This window comes from Pseudomonas sp. GM33, assembly GCF_000282295.1.
Lineage (GTDB): Bacteria > Pseudomonadota > Gammaproteobacteria > Pseudomonadales > Pseudomonadaceae > Aquipseudomonas > Aquipseudomonas laurylsulfatiphila.
The window spans coordinates 47329-61913 of the sequence record NZ_AKJO01000179.1; the positions used below are offsets into that span (position 1 = coordinate 47329).

The 14585-nt window shown below is 58.8% G+C and carries 9 protein-coding genes and 1 tRNA gene; 9 read left to right on the forward strand and 1 reads right to left on the reverse strand.

Going from position 1 to position 14585, the window contains the following annotated elements; translation table 11 throughout:
* Positions 1-274 precede the first annotated feature (274 nt).
* From uca to PMI26_RS0129890, 7 genes are all read left to right on the forward strand, one after another.
* Positions 275-3916: an urea carboxylase gene (uca, locus tag PMI26_RS02670; protein WP_007979834.1), complete on the forward strand. Its 3642-nt coding sequence runs from the start codon at positions 275-277 to the stop codon at positions 3914-3916.
* Positions 3917-3941: 25 nt separating this feature from the next.
* The gene (gene atzF / locus PMI26_RS02665) at positions 3942-5720 is read left to right on the forward strand and encodes an allophanate hydrolase (protein ID WP_007979836.1); all 1779 of its coding nucleotides are present in this window, start codon (positions 3942-3944) and stop codon (positions 5718-5720) included.
* 210 nt (positions 5721-5930) lie between these two features.
* Positions 5931-7424 (forward strand): sensor domain-containing diguanylate cyclase, encoded by a 1494-nt coding sequence (locus PMI26_RS02660; protein ID WP_007979838.1) that lies wholly within the window; start codon positions 5931-5933, stop codon positions 7422-7424.
* Positions 7411-7629, forward strand: a complete 219-nt coding sequence (locus tag PMI26_RS02655) for a cysteine-rich CWC family protein (protein WP_007979840.1) — start codon at positions 7411-7413, stop codon at positions 7627-7629. The genes PMI26_RS02660 and PMI26_RS02655 overlap by 14 nt, the downstream gene beginning before the upstream one ends.
* A gap of 34 nt (positions 7630-7663) precedes the next feature.
* On the forward strand, positions 7664-8356 hold the full coding sequence (locus PMI26_RS02650) for a pseudouridine synthase (protein WP_007979842.1): 693 nt from the start codon (positions 7664-7666) through the stop codon (positions 8354-8356).
* A 312-nt stretch (positions 8357-8668) separates the two neighbouring features.
* Positions 8669-9553 (forward strand): alpha/beta fold hydrolase, encoded by an 885-nt coding sequence (locus PMI26_RS02645; RefSeq protein ID WP_007979844.1) that lies wholly within the window; start codon positions 8669-8671, stop codon positions 9551-9553.
* A gap of 179 nt (positions 9554-9732) precedes the next feature.
* A tRNA-Gly gene (locus PMI26_RS0129890) sits at positions 9733-9806 on the forward strand.
* A 145-nt stretch (positions 9807-9951) separates the two neighbouring features.
* On the opposite strand, the gene PMI26_RS02640 is transcribed toward PMI26_RS0129890, so the two are convergent.
* Positions 9952-11598: a phosphoethanolamine transferase gene (locus tag PMI26_RS02640; RefSeq protein WP_007979846.1), complete on the reverse strand. Its 1647-nt coding sequence runs from the start codon at positions 11596-11598 to the stop codon at positions 9952-9954.
* Between the two features lie 409 nt (positions 11599-12007).
* Here PMI26_RS02640 and PMI26_RS02635 point away from each other — a divergent pair, with 409 nt between their 5' ends.
* A complete protein-coding gene (locus PMI26_RS02635) occupies positions 12008-13552 on the forward strand; it encodes a Fic family protein (RefSeq protein WP_007979850.1) in 1545 nt (514 codons plus the stop codon).
* 634 nt (positions 13553-14186) lie between these two features.
* Positions 14187-14456, forward strand: coding sequence for a hypothetical protein (locus PMI26_RS02630; protein WP_007979853.1), 270 nt, complete (start codon positions 14187-14189; stop codon positions 14454-14456).
* Positions 14457-14585 lie beyond the last annotated feature (129 nt).

Consider the following 14585-nt stretch of genomic DNA (forward strand, 5'->3'; position numbering starts at 1 on the left):
CCCTGTGTCAGGCCCGTTCCGGCCAGTGCCTCAAACAGTAAACGCACCACAAATCCCCATGTGGGAGCGGGCTTGCTCGCGAAAGCGGTGAGTCAGACACATCGAAGTCGACAGACACGCCCCCTTCGCGAGCAAGCCCGCTCCCACAGGAGTTCGGCGGTGTATGTGAAATCTGATTCTGCCGTCGGGGACGACCCCGGCGCTCATCGAAAAACTGCGGGACGGCCCGCATCCCAGTCGAGGCTGATGCGCAATCGCCTCCGGGGGTTATGCCATGTTCGAAAAAGTCCTGATTGCCAACCGTGGCGCCATTGCCTGTCGCATCCTGCGGACCTTGCGTGAACTGCACGTGCAGGGTGTCGCCGTTTACTCCGAAGCCGACGCGGCCAGCCTGCACATCCTGCAGGCCGACGAGGCGCACAGCCTCGGGGAAGGCGCAGCCGCCGGCACGTACCTGGCGGTCGATAAAATCCTCGCCATCGCCAAAGCCAGCGGCGCCACCGCGATCCATCCCGGTTACGGCTTCCTCTCGGAAAATGCCACATTCGCCGAAGCCTGCGAAGCCGCCGACATCGCCTTCATCGGCCCGACACCGGAACAACTGCGAGTGTTCGGCCTCAAGCACACCGCCCGCGCCCTGGCCAAACAACAGGGTGTGCCCATGCTTGAAGGCACCGAGTTGCTCGAGAGCCTCGACGCCGCATTGATCGCCGGTGAACAGGTCGGCTACCCGGTGATGCTCAAGAGCACCGCCGGCGGTGGCGGCATCGGCATGCGCGTGTGCCGCAGCGCGGCCGAGTTGAGCGAATCCTTCGAAGCGGTCAAACGCCTGGGCCAGAATAATTTCAGCGACGCCGGGGTGTTCATCGAGAAGTACATCCAGCGCGCCCGTCACCTGGAAGTGCAGGTGTTCGGCGACGGTCGCGGCGAAGTGATCGCCCTTGGCGTGCGCGATTGTTCGGTGCAGCGGCGCAACCAGAAAGTCCTCGAGGAAACCCCGGCACCGAACCTGCCAGCGGGCATGGCCGATGAACTGTGCGCGGCGGCGATCAAACTGGCCAAAGCGGTGAACTACCGCAGCGCCGGCACCGTGGAGTTCGTCTTCGACAGCGATGCCCGGGGTTTCTATTTCCTGGAAGTGAACACCCGTTTGCAGGTGGAACATGGCGTCACCGAACAGGTGTGGGGCGTCGACCTGGTGCGCTGGATGGTGCAACTGGCGGCCGGTGAGCTGCCGCCGCTGAGCAAATTGAGCCAGAATTTGAAAGCTGATGGCCACGCGATTCAGGCACGCCTCTACGCCGAGGATCCGGGTCGCGACTTCCAGCCGAGCCCCGGTTTGCTCACGGCGGTGAATTTCCCCGCCGCCGACGGCAAACAGCTGCGCATCGACACCTGGGTCGAGGCCGGTTGTGAGATCCCGCCGTACTTCGACCCGATGATCGCCAAGGTCATCACTTGGGCACCGACCCGCGAGCAAGCCGCTGCCGATCTGCACCAGGCCTTGGATGACAGCCAGCTCTACGGCGTGGAAACCAACCGCGATTACCTGCGGCAGATTCTGGTTGATACGCCTTTTGCCAGCGGCCAGCCTTGGACCCGTTGCCTCGAGGGGCTGGTGTATCGGGCCAACACCTTTGAAGTGCTCAGCGCCGGCACCCAGACCAGCGTCCAGGACTATCCCGGCCGCCTCGGTTACTGGGCGGTGGGCGTTCCGCCGTCGGGGCCGATGGACAGTCGCGCCTTGCGCCTGGGCAATCTGTTGTTGGGCAATGTCGAAGGTGCTGCGGCGCTGGAAATCACCATGAGCGGACCGTTGCTGCGCTTCAATTGCGATGCGGTGATCGCGGTGACGGGCGCGGCGATTCCACTGGCGTTGAACGGTGAAACCGTGCCGATGAACACCGCGCTGCTGGTTCCGGCGGGCTCGACGTTGAGCCTGGGAACGATTGCCGGTGCGGGTGCGCGCAGCTACCTGTGCCTGCGCGGTGGCCTGCAAGTGCCGGATTATCTGGGCAGCAAAAGCACCTTCACCCTTGGTCAGTTTGGCGGGCATGGCGGTCGCGCGCTGCGCGCCGGTGATGTGCTGCATGTGCCGGCGCTGAGCAACCGTAGCACCGGGGCGCAACTGCCTGAATCTCAGGTCAGCGAGTTGCCTGCCGTGCGGCAGATCCGCGTGATCTACGGCCCCCACGGTGCCCCGGAATACTTTACCGAAAACTACATCGGCACCTTCTTCGCCACCCAGTGGGAAGTGCATTTCAACTCCAGCCGCACCGGTGTGCGCCTGATAGGGCCGAAGCCTGAATGGGTGCGTGCCGACGGTGGAGAGGCCGGGCTGCATCCGTCGAATATCCACGACAATCCGTATGCGATCGGTGCGGTGGATTTCACCGGGGACATGCCGGTCATCCTCGGCCCGGATGGCCCAAGCCTTGGCGGGTTCGTGTGCCCGGTGACGGTGATCGAGGCGGATCTTTGGCAGCTTGGTCAACTGAAGGCGGGGGACAAGGTACAGTTCTCTCCCATCGACCTCAAGACCGCCCGCACCCTGGCCCTGAAATGGAATACCCCCTGTGGGAGCGAGCCTGCTCGCGAAGGTGTGTCAGCCACCCTGATGTCGACTGACACACCTTCGCGAGCAAGCCCGCTCCCACAGGAGATTGAGTCGCCTGTGGTGCTGGACATTGGGCAGGACGATACGCGGCTGGTTGCACGGCTGTCGGGCGACACGCATTTGCTGCTGGAAATCGGCGCCCCCGAACTCGACCTGGTCCTGCGCTTTCGCGCCCACGCCCTCATGCAAGCCCTGGAAAGCCAACACCTGCACGGCGTGATCGACCTGACGCCAGGCATCCGCTCACTGCAAGTCCACTACCAACCCGAACAACTGCCACTGGCCGACCTGCTCGGCATCGTCGCCGGCGAATGGGACGCCGTGTGCGCCGCCAAAGACCTGCAAGTGCCCTCGCGCATCGTCCACCTGCCACTGTCCTGGGATGACCCCGCGTGCCAGTTGGCCATCGAGAAATACATGACCACGGTGCGCAAGGACGCGCCCTGGTGCCCGAGCAACCTGGAGTTCATCCGCCGCATCAACGACCTGCCGAACCTCGATGAAGTGCAACGCACGGTGTTCGACGCCAGTTACCTGGTGATGGGCCTGGGCGACGTTTACCTCGGCGCGCCGGTCGCCACCCCGCTCGATCCGCGCCATCGCCTGGTCACCACCAAGTACAACCCGGCGCGCACCTGGACCGCGGAGAACTCGGTGGGCATCGGTGGCGCCTACATGTGCGTCTACGGCATGGAAGGCCCCGGCGGTTATCAGTTTGTCGGGCGCACGCTACAGATGTGGAACCGCTACCGCGAAGTCGCCGCGTTCGATGGCAAGCCATGGTTGCTGCGCTTTTTCGACCAGATCCGTTTCTACCCGGTCAGCGCCGATGAACTGCTGCGCATTCGCCAGGATTTCCCCCTCGGGCGCTTCCACCTGAACATCGAACACAGTCACTTGAACCTGGCGGATTACCAAGCGTTTCTGACGCAGGAAGCCGAGACCATCGGCGCGTTTCGCGAGCAGCAAAAAGGCGCATTCAATGCCGAGCGTGAACGCTGGATCGCCAGCGGCCAGGCGCATTTCGACAGCGAAGAGCCGGCCCCGGAGGCGACCGATGAGGCGCCGCTGGCCAGCGGTCAACAGAGCATCGACAGCCACATCGCCGGCAACCTCTGGCAGGTCCAGGTCGAGGCCGGCAAGCGCGTCGCGGTCGGTGATGTGCTGGTGATCCTGGAGTCAATGAAGATGGAAATCCCCCTGCTCGCCCCCATGGCCGGCGTGGTGCGTGAGGTGCGCGTACAACCGGGTTCGGCGGTGCGCGCCGGACAGCGCGTCGTGGTGCTGGAACTTGACTGAACCCATTTTGAAAAGGACTGACACCATGAATATCAACCTGCAACTCGACGCCCTGCGCAGCGCCTACCGCGACGGCAGCCTTAACCCCCGTCAACTGCTGGCGAACCTGCGGGACAAAGCCGCGGCGCTGAATCCGGATTATCACCTGTTCATCCACTTGCTCAGTACCGATGAGCTGGAGCCGTACCTCGCCGCCCTCGACGATCGCGACCTCGACAGCCTGCCGCTGTACGGCGTGCCATTCGCGATCAAGGACAACATCGACCTGGCGGGCATTCCAACCACGGCGGCGTGCCCGGCATTTGCCTACGTGCCGCAGCGTTCGGCGACCATCGTCGAGCAACTGCTGGCCCTGGGTGCGATTCCGTTGGGCAAGACCAACCTCGACCAGTTCGCCACCGGGCTCAATGGCAGCCGCTCACCCTATGGCGTGTGCCCCAACAGCGTGTTGCCGGAGTATCCGTCGGGCGGCTCCAGCGCCGGTTCGGCGCTGGCGGTGGCGCTCGGGGTCGCGAGTTTTTCCCTGGGCACCGACACCGCCGGCTCCGGGCGCGTGCCGGCGGCGTTGAACAACCTGGTCGGCATGAAAGCCACCAAGGGCCTGATCTCGACGGCCGGCGTGGTACCGGCCTGTCGTACGCTCGATTGCGTCACTACGTTCACCGCCACCGCGCGGGAGGCCAGCCGGTTGCTGGCGCTCACCGCACGCCTCGACCCACGGGACGAATACAGCCGCACCAACCCGCTGTGGAACGACGGCTCGGCGTTCGGCACGCCACGGCCGTTCCGGTTCGGCGTGCCACGTGCACAGGACCTGCAATTCTTTGGCTGCCCCGAAGGCCCGCTGTTGTTCGGTGATGCCATCGACCGTCTCAAGGCCTTGGGCGGCGAAGCGGTGGAGCTTGACCTGTCGCCGTTTCTGGAGGCCGCACGTTTGCTCTATGAAGGCCCGTGGGTGGCCGAGCGCTACAGCGTGGCCGGGGAGTTGATGGCACAAAACCCCGAGGCCGTGTTGCCGGTGATTCGCGCTGTATTGGCCAAGGCACCCGCCGTCGACGGCGTGCAGACCTTCCGTGCCCAATACCGGCTGCAAGCGCTCAAGGCACTGTGCGACACGGCGCTGGAAGGCCTCGATTGTGTCGTCACGCCCACCATCGGCCGCCCGGTGTCGCTGGCGGAACTCAAGGCCGAACCGGTACTGCGCAATTCGGACCTCGGCTACTACACCAACTTCATGAACCTGCTCGACTACGCCGCCGTCGCCGTACCCAGCGCCTTCATGGACAACGGCCTGCCATGGGGCGTGACTTTGTTTGGCCGGGCCTTCACCGATCAGTATCTGTTGAGCGTGGCGGATGCCTTGCAGCGCCAGCAAGGCCTGGCCGCTCCTGCACCGGCGCCGGTAGCCCGCCATGATCGGGCGCGGCTGGTGGTCTGCGGCGCGCACCTGGACGGGCTGGCGTTGAACTGGCAGCTCAGGCAGCGCGGTGCCCGGTTGCTGGAAACGACCTTCAGCTCGCCGGATTATCAACTCTATGCCTTGGCCGGCGGCCCGCCGTTGCGTCCAGGCATGGTCCGCGTGAAGGATGGCGGCGTGGCGATTGCCGTGGAAGTCTGGGAGTTGCCCAGCCGAGAACTGGGTTCGTTCCTGACCGGGATTCCGGCACCGCTGGGACTGGGCAAGGTGCAACTGGCCGACGGCCGCTGGGAGAGCGGGTTTATCTGCGAGGCATACGGGCTGGAGGGTGCGGTGAACATCAGTCATTTCGGCGGCTGGCGGATGTATCTGAAAACATTGGGCTAAACACCAGACTCATAACCCTGTGGGAGCGAGCTTGCTCGCGATAGCGGTGTGACATTCAGCCTTGATGTGGCAGACACGCCGCCATCGCGAGCAAGCTCGCTCCCACAAGGTCCGTGCAAGATTTACGACCATTCGCAGCGCACATGGAGCAGTTATTTCCCGGCAGTACCCTTAGAATGCTTGCATCGGATGACTGCCAATGGAACTGCCATGCCGCTTCGCTCGCCGCTGTATTCTCAACGCTCGTTGGTGCTCACACTGGTCGCATTGCTGGGCGCAGGCTTCCTCGCCACCTCCTTTCTCAGTTACTACGCCTCCCGGGCCTCGATCCGCGACAATATCGTCAACACCGAACTGCCGCTGACCTCGGACACGGTCTACTCGGAAATCCAGAAAGACCTGGTCAGGCCGATCCTGATCTCCTCAATGATGGCCCGCGACACCTTCATGCGCGACTGGGTGGTCAACGGTGAAAAGGATTCCGACCAGATGACCCGTTACCTCAACGAGGTCATGACCCACTACGGTGCCTACACCGCCTTCTTCGTCTCCAACACCAGCCTGACTTACTACCACGCCAAGGGTGTGCTCAAGCAGGTCAAGGCCACCGAGCCCCGCGACGCCTGGTATTTCCGCGTGCGGGACATGAAGGATCCGTACGAAATCAACGTCGACCCGGACCTGGCCAACAAGGACAACCTGACCTTTTTCATCAACTACAAGGTCTACGACTACAACGCCCGGTTCATCGGCGCAGCCGGGGTTGGCCTGACCGTCGACGCCGTGATCAAGCTGATCGACAAGTACCAGCAGCGTTATCAACGCAGCGTGTACTTCGTCGACAACTTCGGACGCCTCGTACTGACAGGTGCCGAAGGCGGTCCGCAAGGTGCGCGCATCGGGCAGAAACTCAGTGAGCTGGACAGCATGAAGGACCTGGTCAGTCGGCTGCCAAAACCCCACAGCGGCAGCTACGAATATTCCGTGCAGGGCCAAGGGCACTTCCTCAATGTGCGGTTCATCCCGGAGCTGAACTGGTACCTGTTCGTCGACAAACGCGAGGACAGCGCCCTGGGTGAAATCCGCCAGTCGCTGTACCTCAACCTGCTGATCTGCCTGCTGGTCACGCTGACCGTGCTGGCCCTGCTCAACCAGGTCATCAAGCGCTTTCAGGACAGGATCCAGGCCCAGGCCACCCTCGACAGCCTGACCGAACTGCCCAACCGTCGCGGCTTCGACCTGTTGGCCATACAGGCCATGCACGAAGCCCGGCGCGAGCCCAAACCGCTGACCGCCTTGCTGCTGGACCTCGACCGCTTCAAGGTGTTGAACGACACCTATGGCCACTTGGCTGGAGACCAGGTATTGAATGGCTTTGCCCAGGATCTGAAGAGCTGCCTGCGGCACTCCGACATCGTCTGCCGCTGGGGCGGTGAAGAGTTCATCGTGCTGCTCAAGGACACCGATGGTCAGACCGGTCTGATAATCGCCGAGAAAATTCGTCAGTACGTGGAGCAACAGCGCTACACCTACAACGGCCAGATCTTGCAAGTGACCGTCAGCATCGGCCTGACCACCCTGCAGCCCGATGACACCTTGCACACCCTGCTGTCACGGGCGGATCATGCGATGTACCGGGCCAAGCAAAGTGGCCGTAACCGAACCTGCGTGGAAATGGCTCACTCCATCCATGAACCAGCCTGACCTCTGCCCCGCCTGCGGCGCACCCAACGACTGCACCCTGGCCGACCCGCGAACCGCCGACCGCGCCTGCTGGTGCTACGGCGTCAGCATCGACCCGGCCGTGCTCCAGGCGCTGCCGGCGCAACTGCGCAACGCCTCGTGCCTGTGCCCGCGCTGCGCCGAGGTCGAGGCGCAGTTGCAAGCAGCGTCCGAATCGATCAAGTAAGATGCGCGGCCCTTTCTTCACTGATCCCTAAGTCATGCGTGTCGACCGATTCCTCAGCAACCTGCCGTGCTTCAACCGTAAGCAGGTGCGCCTGTTACTGGTGGAAAAACGCGTCAGGATCGACGGAAACGTCGTCAGCGACCCGCACAGCGAAGTCCGCGAGTTCAGCCGCGTCGAAGTCGACAGCGACGTGCTGCAAGTCGGCAAACCCCTGCGCCATTTCATGCTGCACAAACCCGCCGGATGCGTCAGCGCCACCCGGGATCCGCAGCACCCGACCGTACTCGATTTGATCCATGAGCCGGACAAGGACGAACTGCACATCGCCGGGCGCCTGGACTTCAACACCACCGGCCTGATGCTGATCACCAACGACGGCAGCTGGTCGCGGCGCCTGACCCAACCACAGACCAAACTGCCCAAGGTCTACTACGTCGAAACCGAACAGGACATCGGCCCCGAATACGCGATCAAGTTCAGCGAAGGGCTGTACTTCGCCTTCGAAGACCTCACCACGCAACCCGCCGGTCTGGAGCTGCTCGGGCCGAAAAGCGCGCGCCTGAGCATCGTCGAAGGCCGTTATCATCAGGTCAAGCGCATGTTCGGCCACTTCAACAACAAGGTGATGCGCCTGCACCGCGAACGCATGGGCCCGCTGCTGCTCGACAATGCGTTGAAACCGGGCGAATACCGCCCACTGAGCGATGAAGAGATCGGATTGATTTAAGCAGGCGACCGCTGAGCAGAAGTTGTCGAACAATTTACCAAAGGCACTTGCGCGATGACGTGACCCCTGCTTGAATCAGGACGTCGGCCGAAATGTGACCGATGAGTCACCCCATACTTCTAAGAAACTTTTTGCCGGTAGGAACCCAAGGGTTCCGGCCTCACCCGGCAGACTGCCCGCCAATAACAATACCCGTCGACCGGACTGCATTGGATCGACATGGGCCTCTCAAATTCCAGGCGTATGCCTACCTGTCACAAAGCTCGTGCAATCTCTATTGCGCGCATACCCGCTTGCCAGGAGTCTTATGACATGAGGCCAGAAATCGCTGTGTTGGATATACAGGGTCAGTATCGGGTTTACACGGAGTTCTATCGCGCAGACGCCGCAGAGAAGACCATTATCCTGGTCAACGGCTCGATGGCCACGACTGCGTCGTTTGCACAAACCGTGAAAAACCTCCATCCGCAGTTCAACGTCGTCTGCTACGACCAGCCCTATGCAGGCCGGTCAAAAGCCCACAACCTGCACGAGAAATTGCTGACCAAGGAAGTCGAAGGGCAGATCCTCCTGGAGCTGATCGACCACTTCGCCGCCGAACACGTGCTGTCGTTTTCCTGGGGTGGCGCCGCGACCCTGGTCGCCTTGGCCCAACGGCCACGGCGCATCGAAAAAGCCGTGATCAGCTCGTTCTCCCCGGAGATCAACGCGCACATGCTCGACTACCTCGAGCGCGGCGTCGATTACCTCGGCAGCCGGGATGGCGACCGGGTCGGCAACCTGGTGAACAGCACCATCGGCAAACACCTGCCGACCCTGTTCAAGCGCTTCAACTATCGGCACGTCAGCAGCCTGGCCGATCATGAATACGGGCAGATGCACTTCCACATCAGCGACCTGCTGCACAGCGACCGCCAATGCTTTTTCAAAGCGGCGGAAAAAATCAACGTGCCGGTGCTGTTCATGAACGGCGAATGGGACGAATACACCGCCGCCGATGGCGCACGGTTGTTCGCCAACCACGTGCAACACGCCACCTTCACGACCCTTCAGGCCACCGGCCACTTTCTCGACATGGAACACAAAGCCGCCTGCCGAGACAGCCGCAACGCACTGATGGGGTTCCTGAAACCGGCCCAGCACGATAGCCGACCGCGTTACCACTACGTCCAGGACCACCATGCATTGGCACTCTGAAACAGAGTCATCGCGAGCAAGCCCCGCCCTGCTGAATCAAACGTATTCTGCAGGCGCGAGACTTGCCCGCGATCGACCGTCATGCGGTCCATGCATCGTTTCACCTGTGCTAAAGCCATCTGGGGCAAAGAAAAACTTCAAATTCCCGCGCGTATCTGGTACAAAGTCAGCCGCTCTGAGCGGGTGTCGTATAATGGCATTACTCCAGCTTCCCAAGCTGATAACGAGGGTTCGATTCCCTTCACCCGCTCCACTATTTTCAAGGCTTTCAGCCGCGCCTGTACGCATCGTCAACGAGCTGAGGGCCACATTGGGGGACGTTCAGTCTCTCCATCAAGCGGCAGACCAAATCCTCCCCGCCATTTCATGTTGCCCCGCCGAAAAACGATCTGGCCGGTTTAAAGTGCATCAAAATCAAACGCTGGAACATACCCTGTGCCGAGCAGGTATGGACATTTCGACGTCACAAAATCATTGCTAAGCAAATCATCCGAACGCCTATATTCACTCGTGAGAACGCCAGTAAAATTTAAAAGCGTATGCGGCAAGGACGAAATGCTAGCTCTTTGATTCTCCCTCTCCTTCAATTTTGAAAGCTTGAGCGCTTGCTGGCCTGAAACATTATCGGATGCCCAGACAAACGCCGAAACCGGCAGATCATACTTATTGCCAATTCCATGACCCAACAACCCTCGGCTATCATCCATGATATTTTCGCCATGATCCGATGAATAAACCAATACCGAAGGTTTTTTGCTCAACCTCAACTGTTCAATAATTGAGCTTAACAGCCAGTCCGTATACAAGATGGTATTATCATATTCCGCGATCATTTTATCTTTTACGCTATTGGTTGACGGCTTGAATCTTTTGAAATCTTCTGGATACCGGCGCGAGTAATCGAAATGACTGCCCTTGATATGGATAAATATGGCTTGTTTTTGCGCATCGCCTTTGTTTAATATTTTTTTATATTCCGGCATCAATGCTCCGTCATAGCTCCTTTCAAAATATTGCCAATTTTGAGCCTCTGCTGCTATTTGCGGAATGATTCCGCCGAAACTATCGACTTCCTGCACTGACAACCAATAGGTCATGTAACCCGCTGCGCGATATATACCCACCAAGGACTTTTTTGACGCAATGGCATTCCAATCCGAAATGGGCTCAAGGCTGAGCATTGAGGGAACGGCGACCGACGTATAGGGGGCTGTCGTACACATGCGATTGAACTTGTAAATCCCTGCCAGCTTGTCGAGATTCGGTGTGGTCTGCTTGTCATATCCGTAGAGAGACCAATTTTGCGGCCGCGATGACTCACCGATTACAAAAACAACAGTTTCTATATTTGACTCATTCGAAACACTGGTTATTTTCACCTCCGATTCCTGGCGCTGCTTGATAAACTTCTCTGATTGCAAATACAGGTGAGTCGTAAGGCCTATTTGCGACAAGTACCCGACGGGGGTGCTTTGATCTTTTGCAACGAGATCCAGTACCGCATGCTTCCCGAAAGAGTTGACCTTGACCGTTTTATAAAAATACGCGCCATACCCCAAAAACAAAGCACTAATGACCAAAACAAAAACACCCTTGCTTTTATATAACTCACGCTTATACAGACCGATGAGCCCTACCCCATAGCAAGCGACGAATATTATCAAAACGACGGTAAGCGGCCGCCAATAAGTCGACAAAAAATCACTTGCCTCCTTGTAGTTATTCAAACCGATAAACACATAGGCCGCCGTGAATCTCGAATTGAAATTCAGAACAAGGAATAGATCGACGGCCGCCAACAAATAGAACGGAAGAAGAACGACGTGAGTTTTGAATTGATTGAACGAAGCAAATCGAATCGCCAAAAGCCACAATACTGAAATCGCAGCGGTATATATGGCCAACAAATCAAATTTCGAGTATCGATGGTTTGTGATCAGTCTAACTATCAGCGGTGACAACAAAAAAGCCCACAACACTAAATTCGGCCATTCCGCTTTAAAAACTCTTATTATGTAATCGATGGCCTTTACCGATATTTTCATAGTTGAGCTGTTCTCGTCGGATACCCACCTGCTGCCCAAAGACTAGCTCAGTTGGCGTGTCGCGCCACGAGGCTCCCCCTGCATTCGCAACAGCGCGGAATCGACCCGCAAGACTTGGCGCTCGTATAGTTTTGTGGCCATCGGGGCTCGCAGGCATAGGGGTTCTCTTCATCCGGACCCTGCGCAATTTTTTTGTTCAGACGGCTTACCTGACACCCATCCATACGCACAGTGCTCCTGCGCAGAAGCGACTACTATAAAAGTTCCGTTAGCGTTTTTTTCACATAATGTGGATTTGTTAGCGAATTTCGGTGCCCATTAGCCTTTTCATCCCCTACAAAAATTAACGTTTTCGAGTAGGATCAGCCATTCGTTAGCGTTTTTATCGCCCCAGTAAAGGATTCCGTGAATGCAGGTCGGTTTAAAGGCACTCGCAAAGCAGTACGACATCGTTCTGGCACAGCCACTGCGCGTCGAATCGACGATTGGCACGACACGTGTCAGTCGCGAAAGCAGCGGGCATACGCAGAATCAGTATCCCCCGAGCTACCGGCCTGCCGACGATTTCTCAGGGCATTTCGAATTCGGCCTCAAGTACGAAGAGATCCATCTCGAATTCTTTGCTCGCTTGTTTGCAAAGACCGGACCCGAGCCTATCGAAGCCTGGTGCCGGCGAGAGCCTTTTGGCCAATATGCTCGCCGCACGGGGTTTCTCTACGAATGGCTGACAGGGCAAAGTCTGGATGTGCCAGACGTAACCAACGGTGGCTATGTCGATGCACTTTCTGCGCAGGACTACCTCACCCGTAGTGAAGCACCACGAGTTCGACGTTGGCGAGTCAAAAACAACCTGCCCGGTACACCCGGCTTTTGCCCTTTGGTTCGTCGTACGACGGCAGTCAAAGAGGCTCTGCAATTCGATCTCGGCGCGGCGTTGAAGGAGTTGGATCGAACCTTTGGTGCCGATATCTTGATGCGTACGGCCAGTTGGTTGACGTTCAAGGAGTCACGAGCCAGCTTTCTCATCGAAAAAGAGGCCGACCAGGCTGATCGCATCCAGCGTTTTGCGCATGTCATTGCCCAGCACTGCGGCCATATCGAAGCCCCATTAAGCAATGACAGCCTGCGTTCCCTGCAAGCCGGCATTCTGGGGCGAGATGCCATTGGGCTCGGCTTGCGGCGCTCCCCGGTATTTGTAGGTCAGGCCACAATGCGCGAGGACATCGTGCATTACATTGCCCCCCACTTTGAAGAACTTGCCCCTCTACTGGAAGGCCTCAACGAGTTCGAGATCGCAACGCGGGGTGCCGAGTCAGTGGCACGCGCCGCAGTGCTTGCATTCGGCTTCGTGTACATCCATCCCATGCGTGATGGCAACGGCCGGATTCATCGCTTCCTGATCAACGACACCTTGATCAGGGACAAGGCAGTGCCCGACGGCGTGATCCTGCCCGTGTCAGCCACTATCACCAGTTCGATCGATTTCAGGGCAGGCTACGACCGTACGCTCGAGGTGTTTTCACGCCCGTTTATGCGCCGTTACGCAGCGGCTTATGGGTTTGGCGAACTCGTGACCTACGAAGACGGCACTCCCAGCAACTTCATCTTCGATGAATACAAAGACGCAGGCTTTGCCTGGCGCTACCCAGACCTGACCGAACACGTCCTGTACACCGCTCGCGTCGTCGAGCACACGATTCGTACGGAGATGGCGGATGAAGCCCGAGTCTTGGTTATCTTTCAGCGAGCGCAGGAACAACTCAAAGAAGTGCTCGAAATGCCGGATCAGGATGCCAACCGCATCATCCGTTCGATCAAGGAGAACGGCTGGGTGGTGTCCGGAAAGCTGAAGAAAGGATACCCGCAGCTTGAAGATGAAGGCATGGCGCAACGTGTTGTGAATGCAGTGCGCTCCGCGTTTGAGGATCGAGTGATGGGAGCTGGTGAAGAGTGATCTTCGGTAGAACTGGATAGCGTGCAACTGCAGCTGAAAAGAAGACCGGTCTGAGTGGCTAATGCCAGTCAGTTAAGCGTTTGATCACCGCAAACCTTGTGGGAGCGAGCTTGCTCGCGATGACGGCTGGACAGTCAAACAAGGGGTACCTGACAGTCTGCCATCGCGAGCAAGCTCGCTCCCACAATGTCCGGGGCTTAACTGATCGGCATTAGTCCGAGTGGCCGGTTTTTTTGTACGCGGAATTTAGTGATGCCCCTGCCAACGCTTTCGTTTAGGTCCCACTTTTAAGGGCCAAACCGACATCAACGCTAGAAAAAGCAACGTCCTACACGACACTGGGAAATGTCCGTACACTTGCGCATTGCTGTGCCTTTGTCATGAGACCTATAGTCCGACCGCGCCCAAATGGCGTATCGGGTTTGGCGACTCGGTCACAACGGTGCAGAAGGCTCCGAGAATTTCTCGGAGCACTTTTGATCACGCTTGGCTGCTTTTTCGGTAGCTGTGCGTGGGAGACCTTCGGGTCTGCCGGTTTCACCATTGTCCGGTTCGCCAACCCGCGTACAGCTACCACCCTATTGTTTGGCGACGATTGAGTGGTAGGTCCTTCACCTACAATTGGTAAGCACTCATGAATGAATATATGGCTTTAACCAGCAACGCCGACGACCTTCCCTCGCTGTTCGTCAACACCACACAACCTCTGCACTCACTGCTTAGCACCGCCAGTTACCGCATCCGAGCGGTAACGCAACTCCTCGAAAACCTCGCAATGCGCGGCGACCTGACCTCTGACACCGTGGTGCTGAGCGACTTTGCATTGCTCTGCTGCGTGCCGTTGCGCGATGGTTGCGATGTGCTGGATGTGATCGCTCGACGTATGGATGCAGAGCCGACCTAAGATTGCACCGGGCGGTATGCTGTTGTGGTGAGGGAGCTTGTCGGATCGCCGCACCGTCCCGTTGGGTCGCGAAGCGACCCCGAACAGGGACTGCTGCGCAGTCCAGCGGGAGCAAGCTCCCTCGCCACA

Excerpts from the sequence above, each read along its gene's own strand:
- uca (WP_007979834.1), top strand. The coding sequence starts at position 275 with ATGTTCGAAAAAGTCCTGATTGCCAACCGTGGCGCCATTGCCTGTCGC.
- atzF (WP_007979836.1), top strand. The coding sequence starts at position 3,942 with ATGAATATCAACCTGCAACTCGACGCCCTGCGCAGCGCCTACCGCGAC.
- PMI26_RS02660 (WP_007979838.1), top strand. The coding sequence starts at position 5,931 with ATGCCGCTTCGCTCGCCGCTGTATTCTCAACGCTCGTTGGTGCTCACA.
- PMI26_RS02655 (WP_007979840.1), top strand. The coding sequence starts at position 7,411 with ATGAACCAGCCTGACCTCTGCCCCGCCTGCGGCGCACCCAACGACTGC.
- PMI26_RS02650 (WP_007979842.1), top strand. The coding sequence starts at position 7,664 with ATGCGTGTCGACCGATTCCTCAGCAACCTGCCGTGCTTCAACCGTAAG.
- PMI26_RS02645 (WP_007979844.1), top strand. The coding sequence starts at position 8,669 with ATGAGGCCAGAAATCGCTGTGTTGGATATACAGGGTCAGTATCGGGTT.
- PMI26_RS02640 (WP_007979846.1), bottom strand. The coding sequence starts at position 11,598 with ATGAAAATATCGGTAAAGGCCATCGATTACATAATAAGAGTTTTTAAA.
- PMI26_RS02635 (WP_007979850.1), top strand. The coding sequence starts at position 12,008 with ATGCAGGTCGGTTTAAAGGCACTCGCAAAGCAGTACGACATCGTTCTG.
- PMI26_RS02630 (WP_007979853.1), top strand. The coding sequence starts at position 14,187 with ATGAATGAATATATGGCTTTAACCAGCAACGCCGACGACCTTCCCTCG.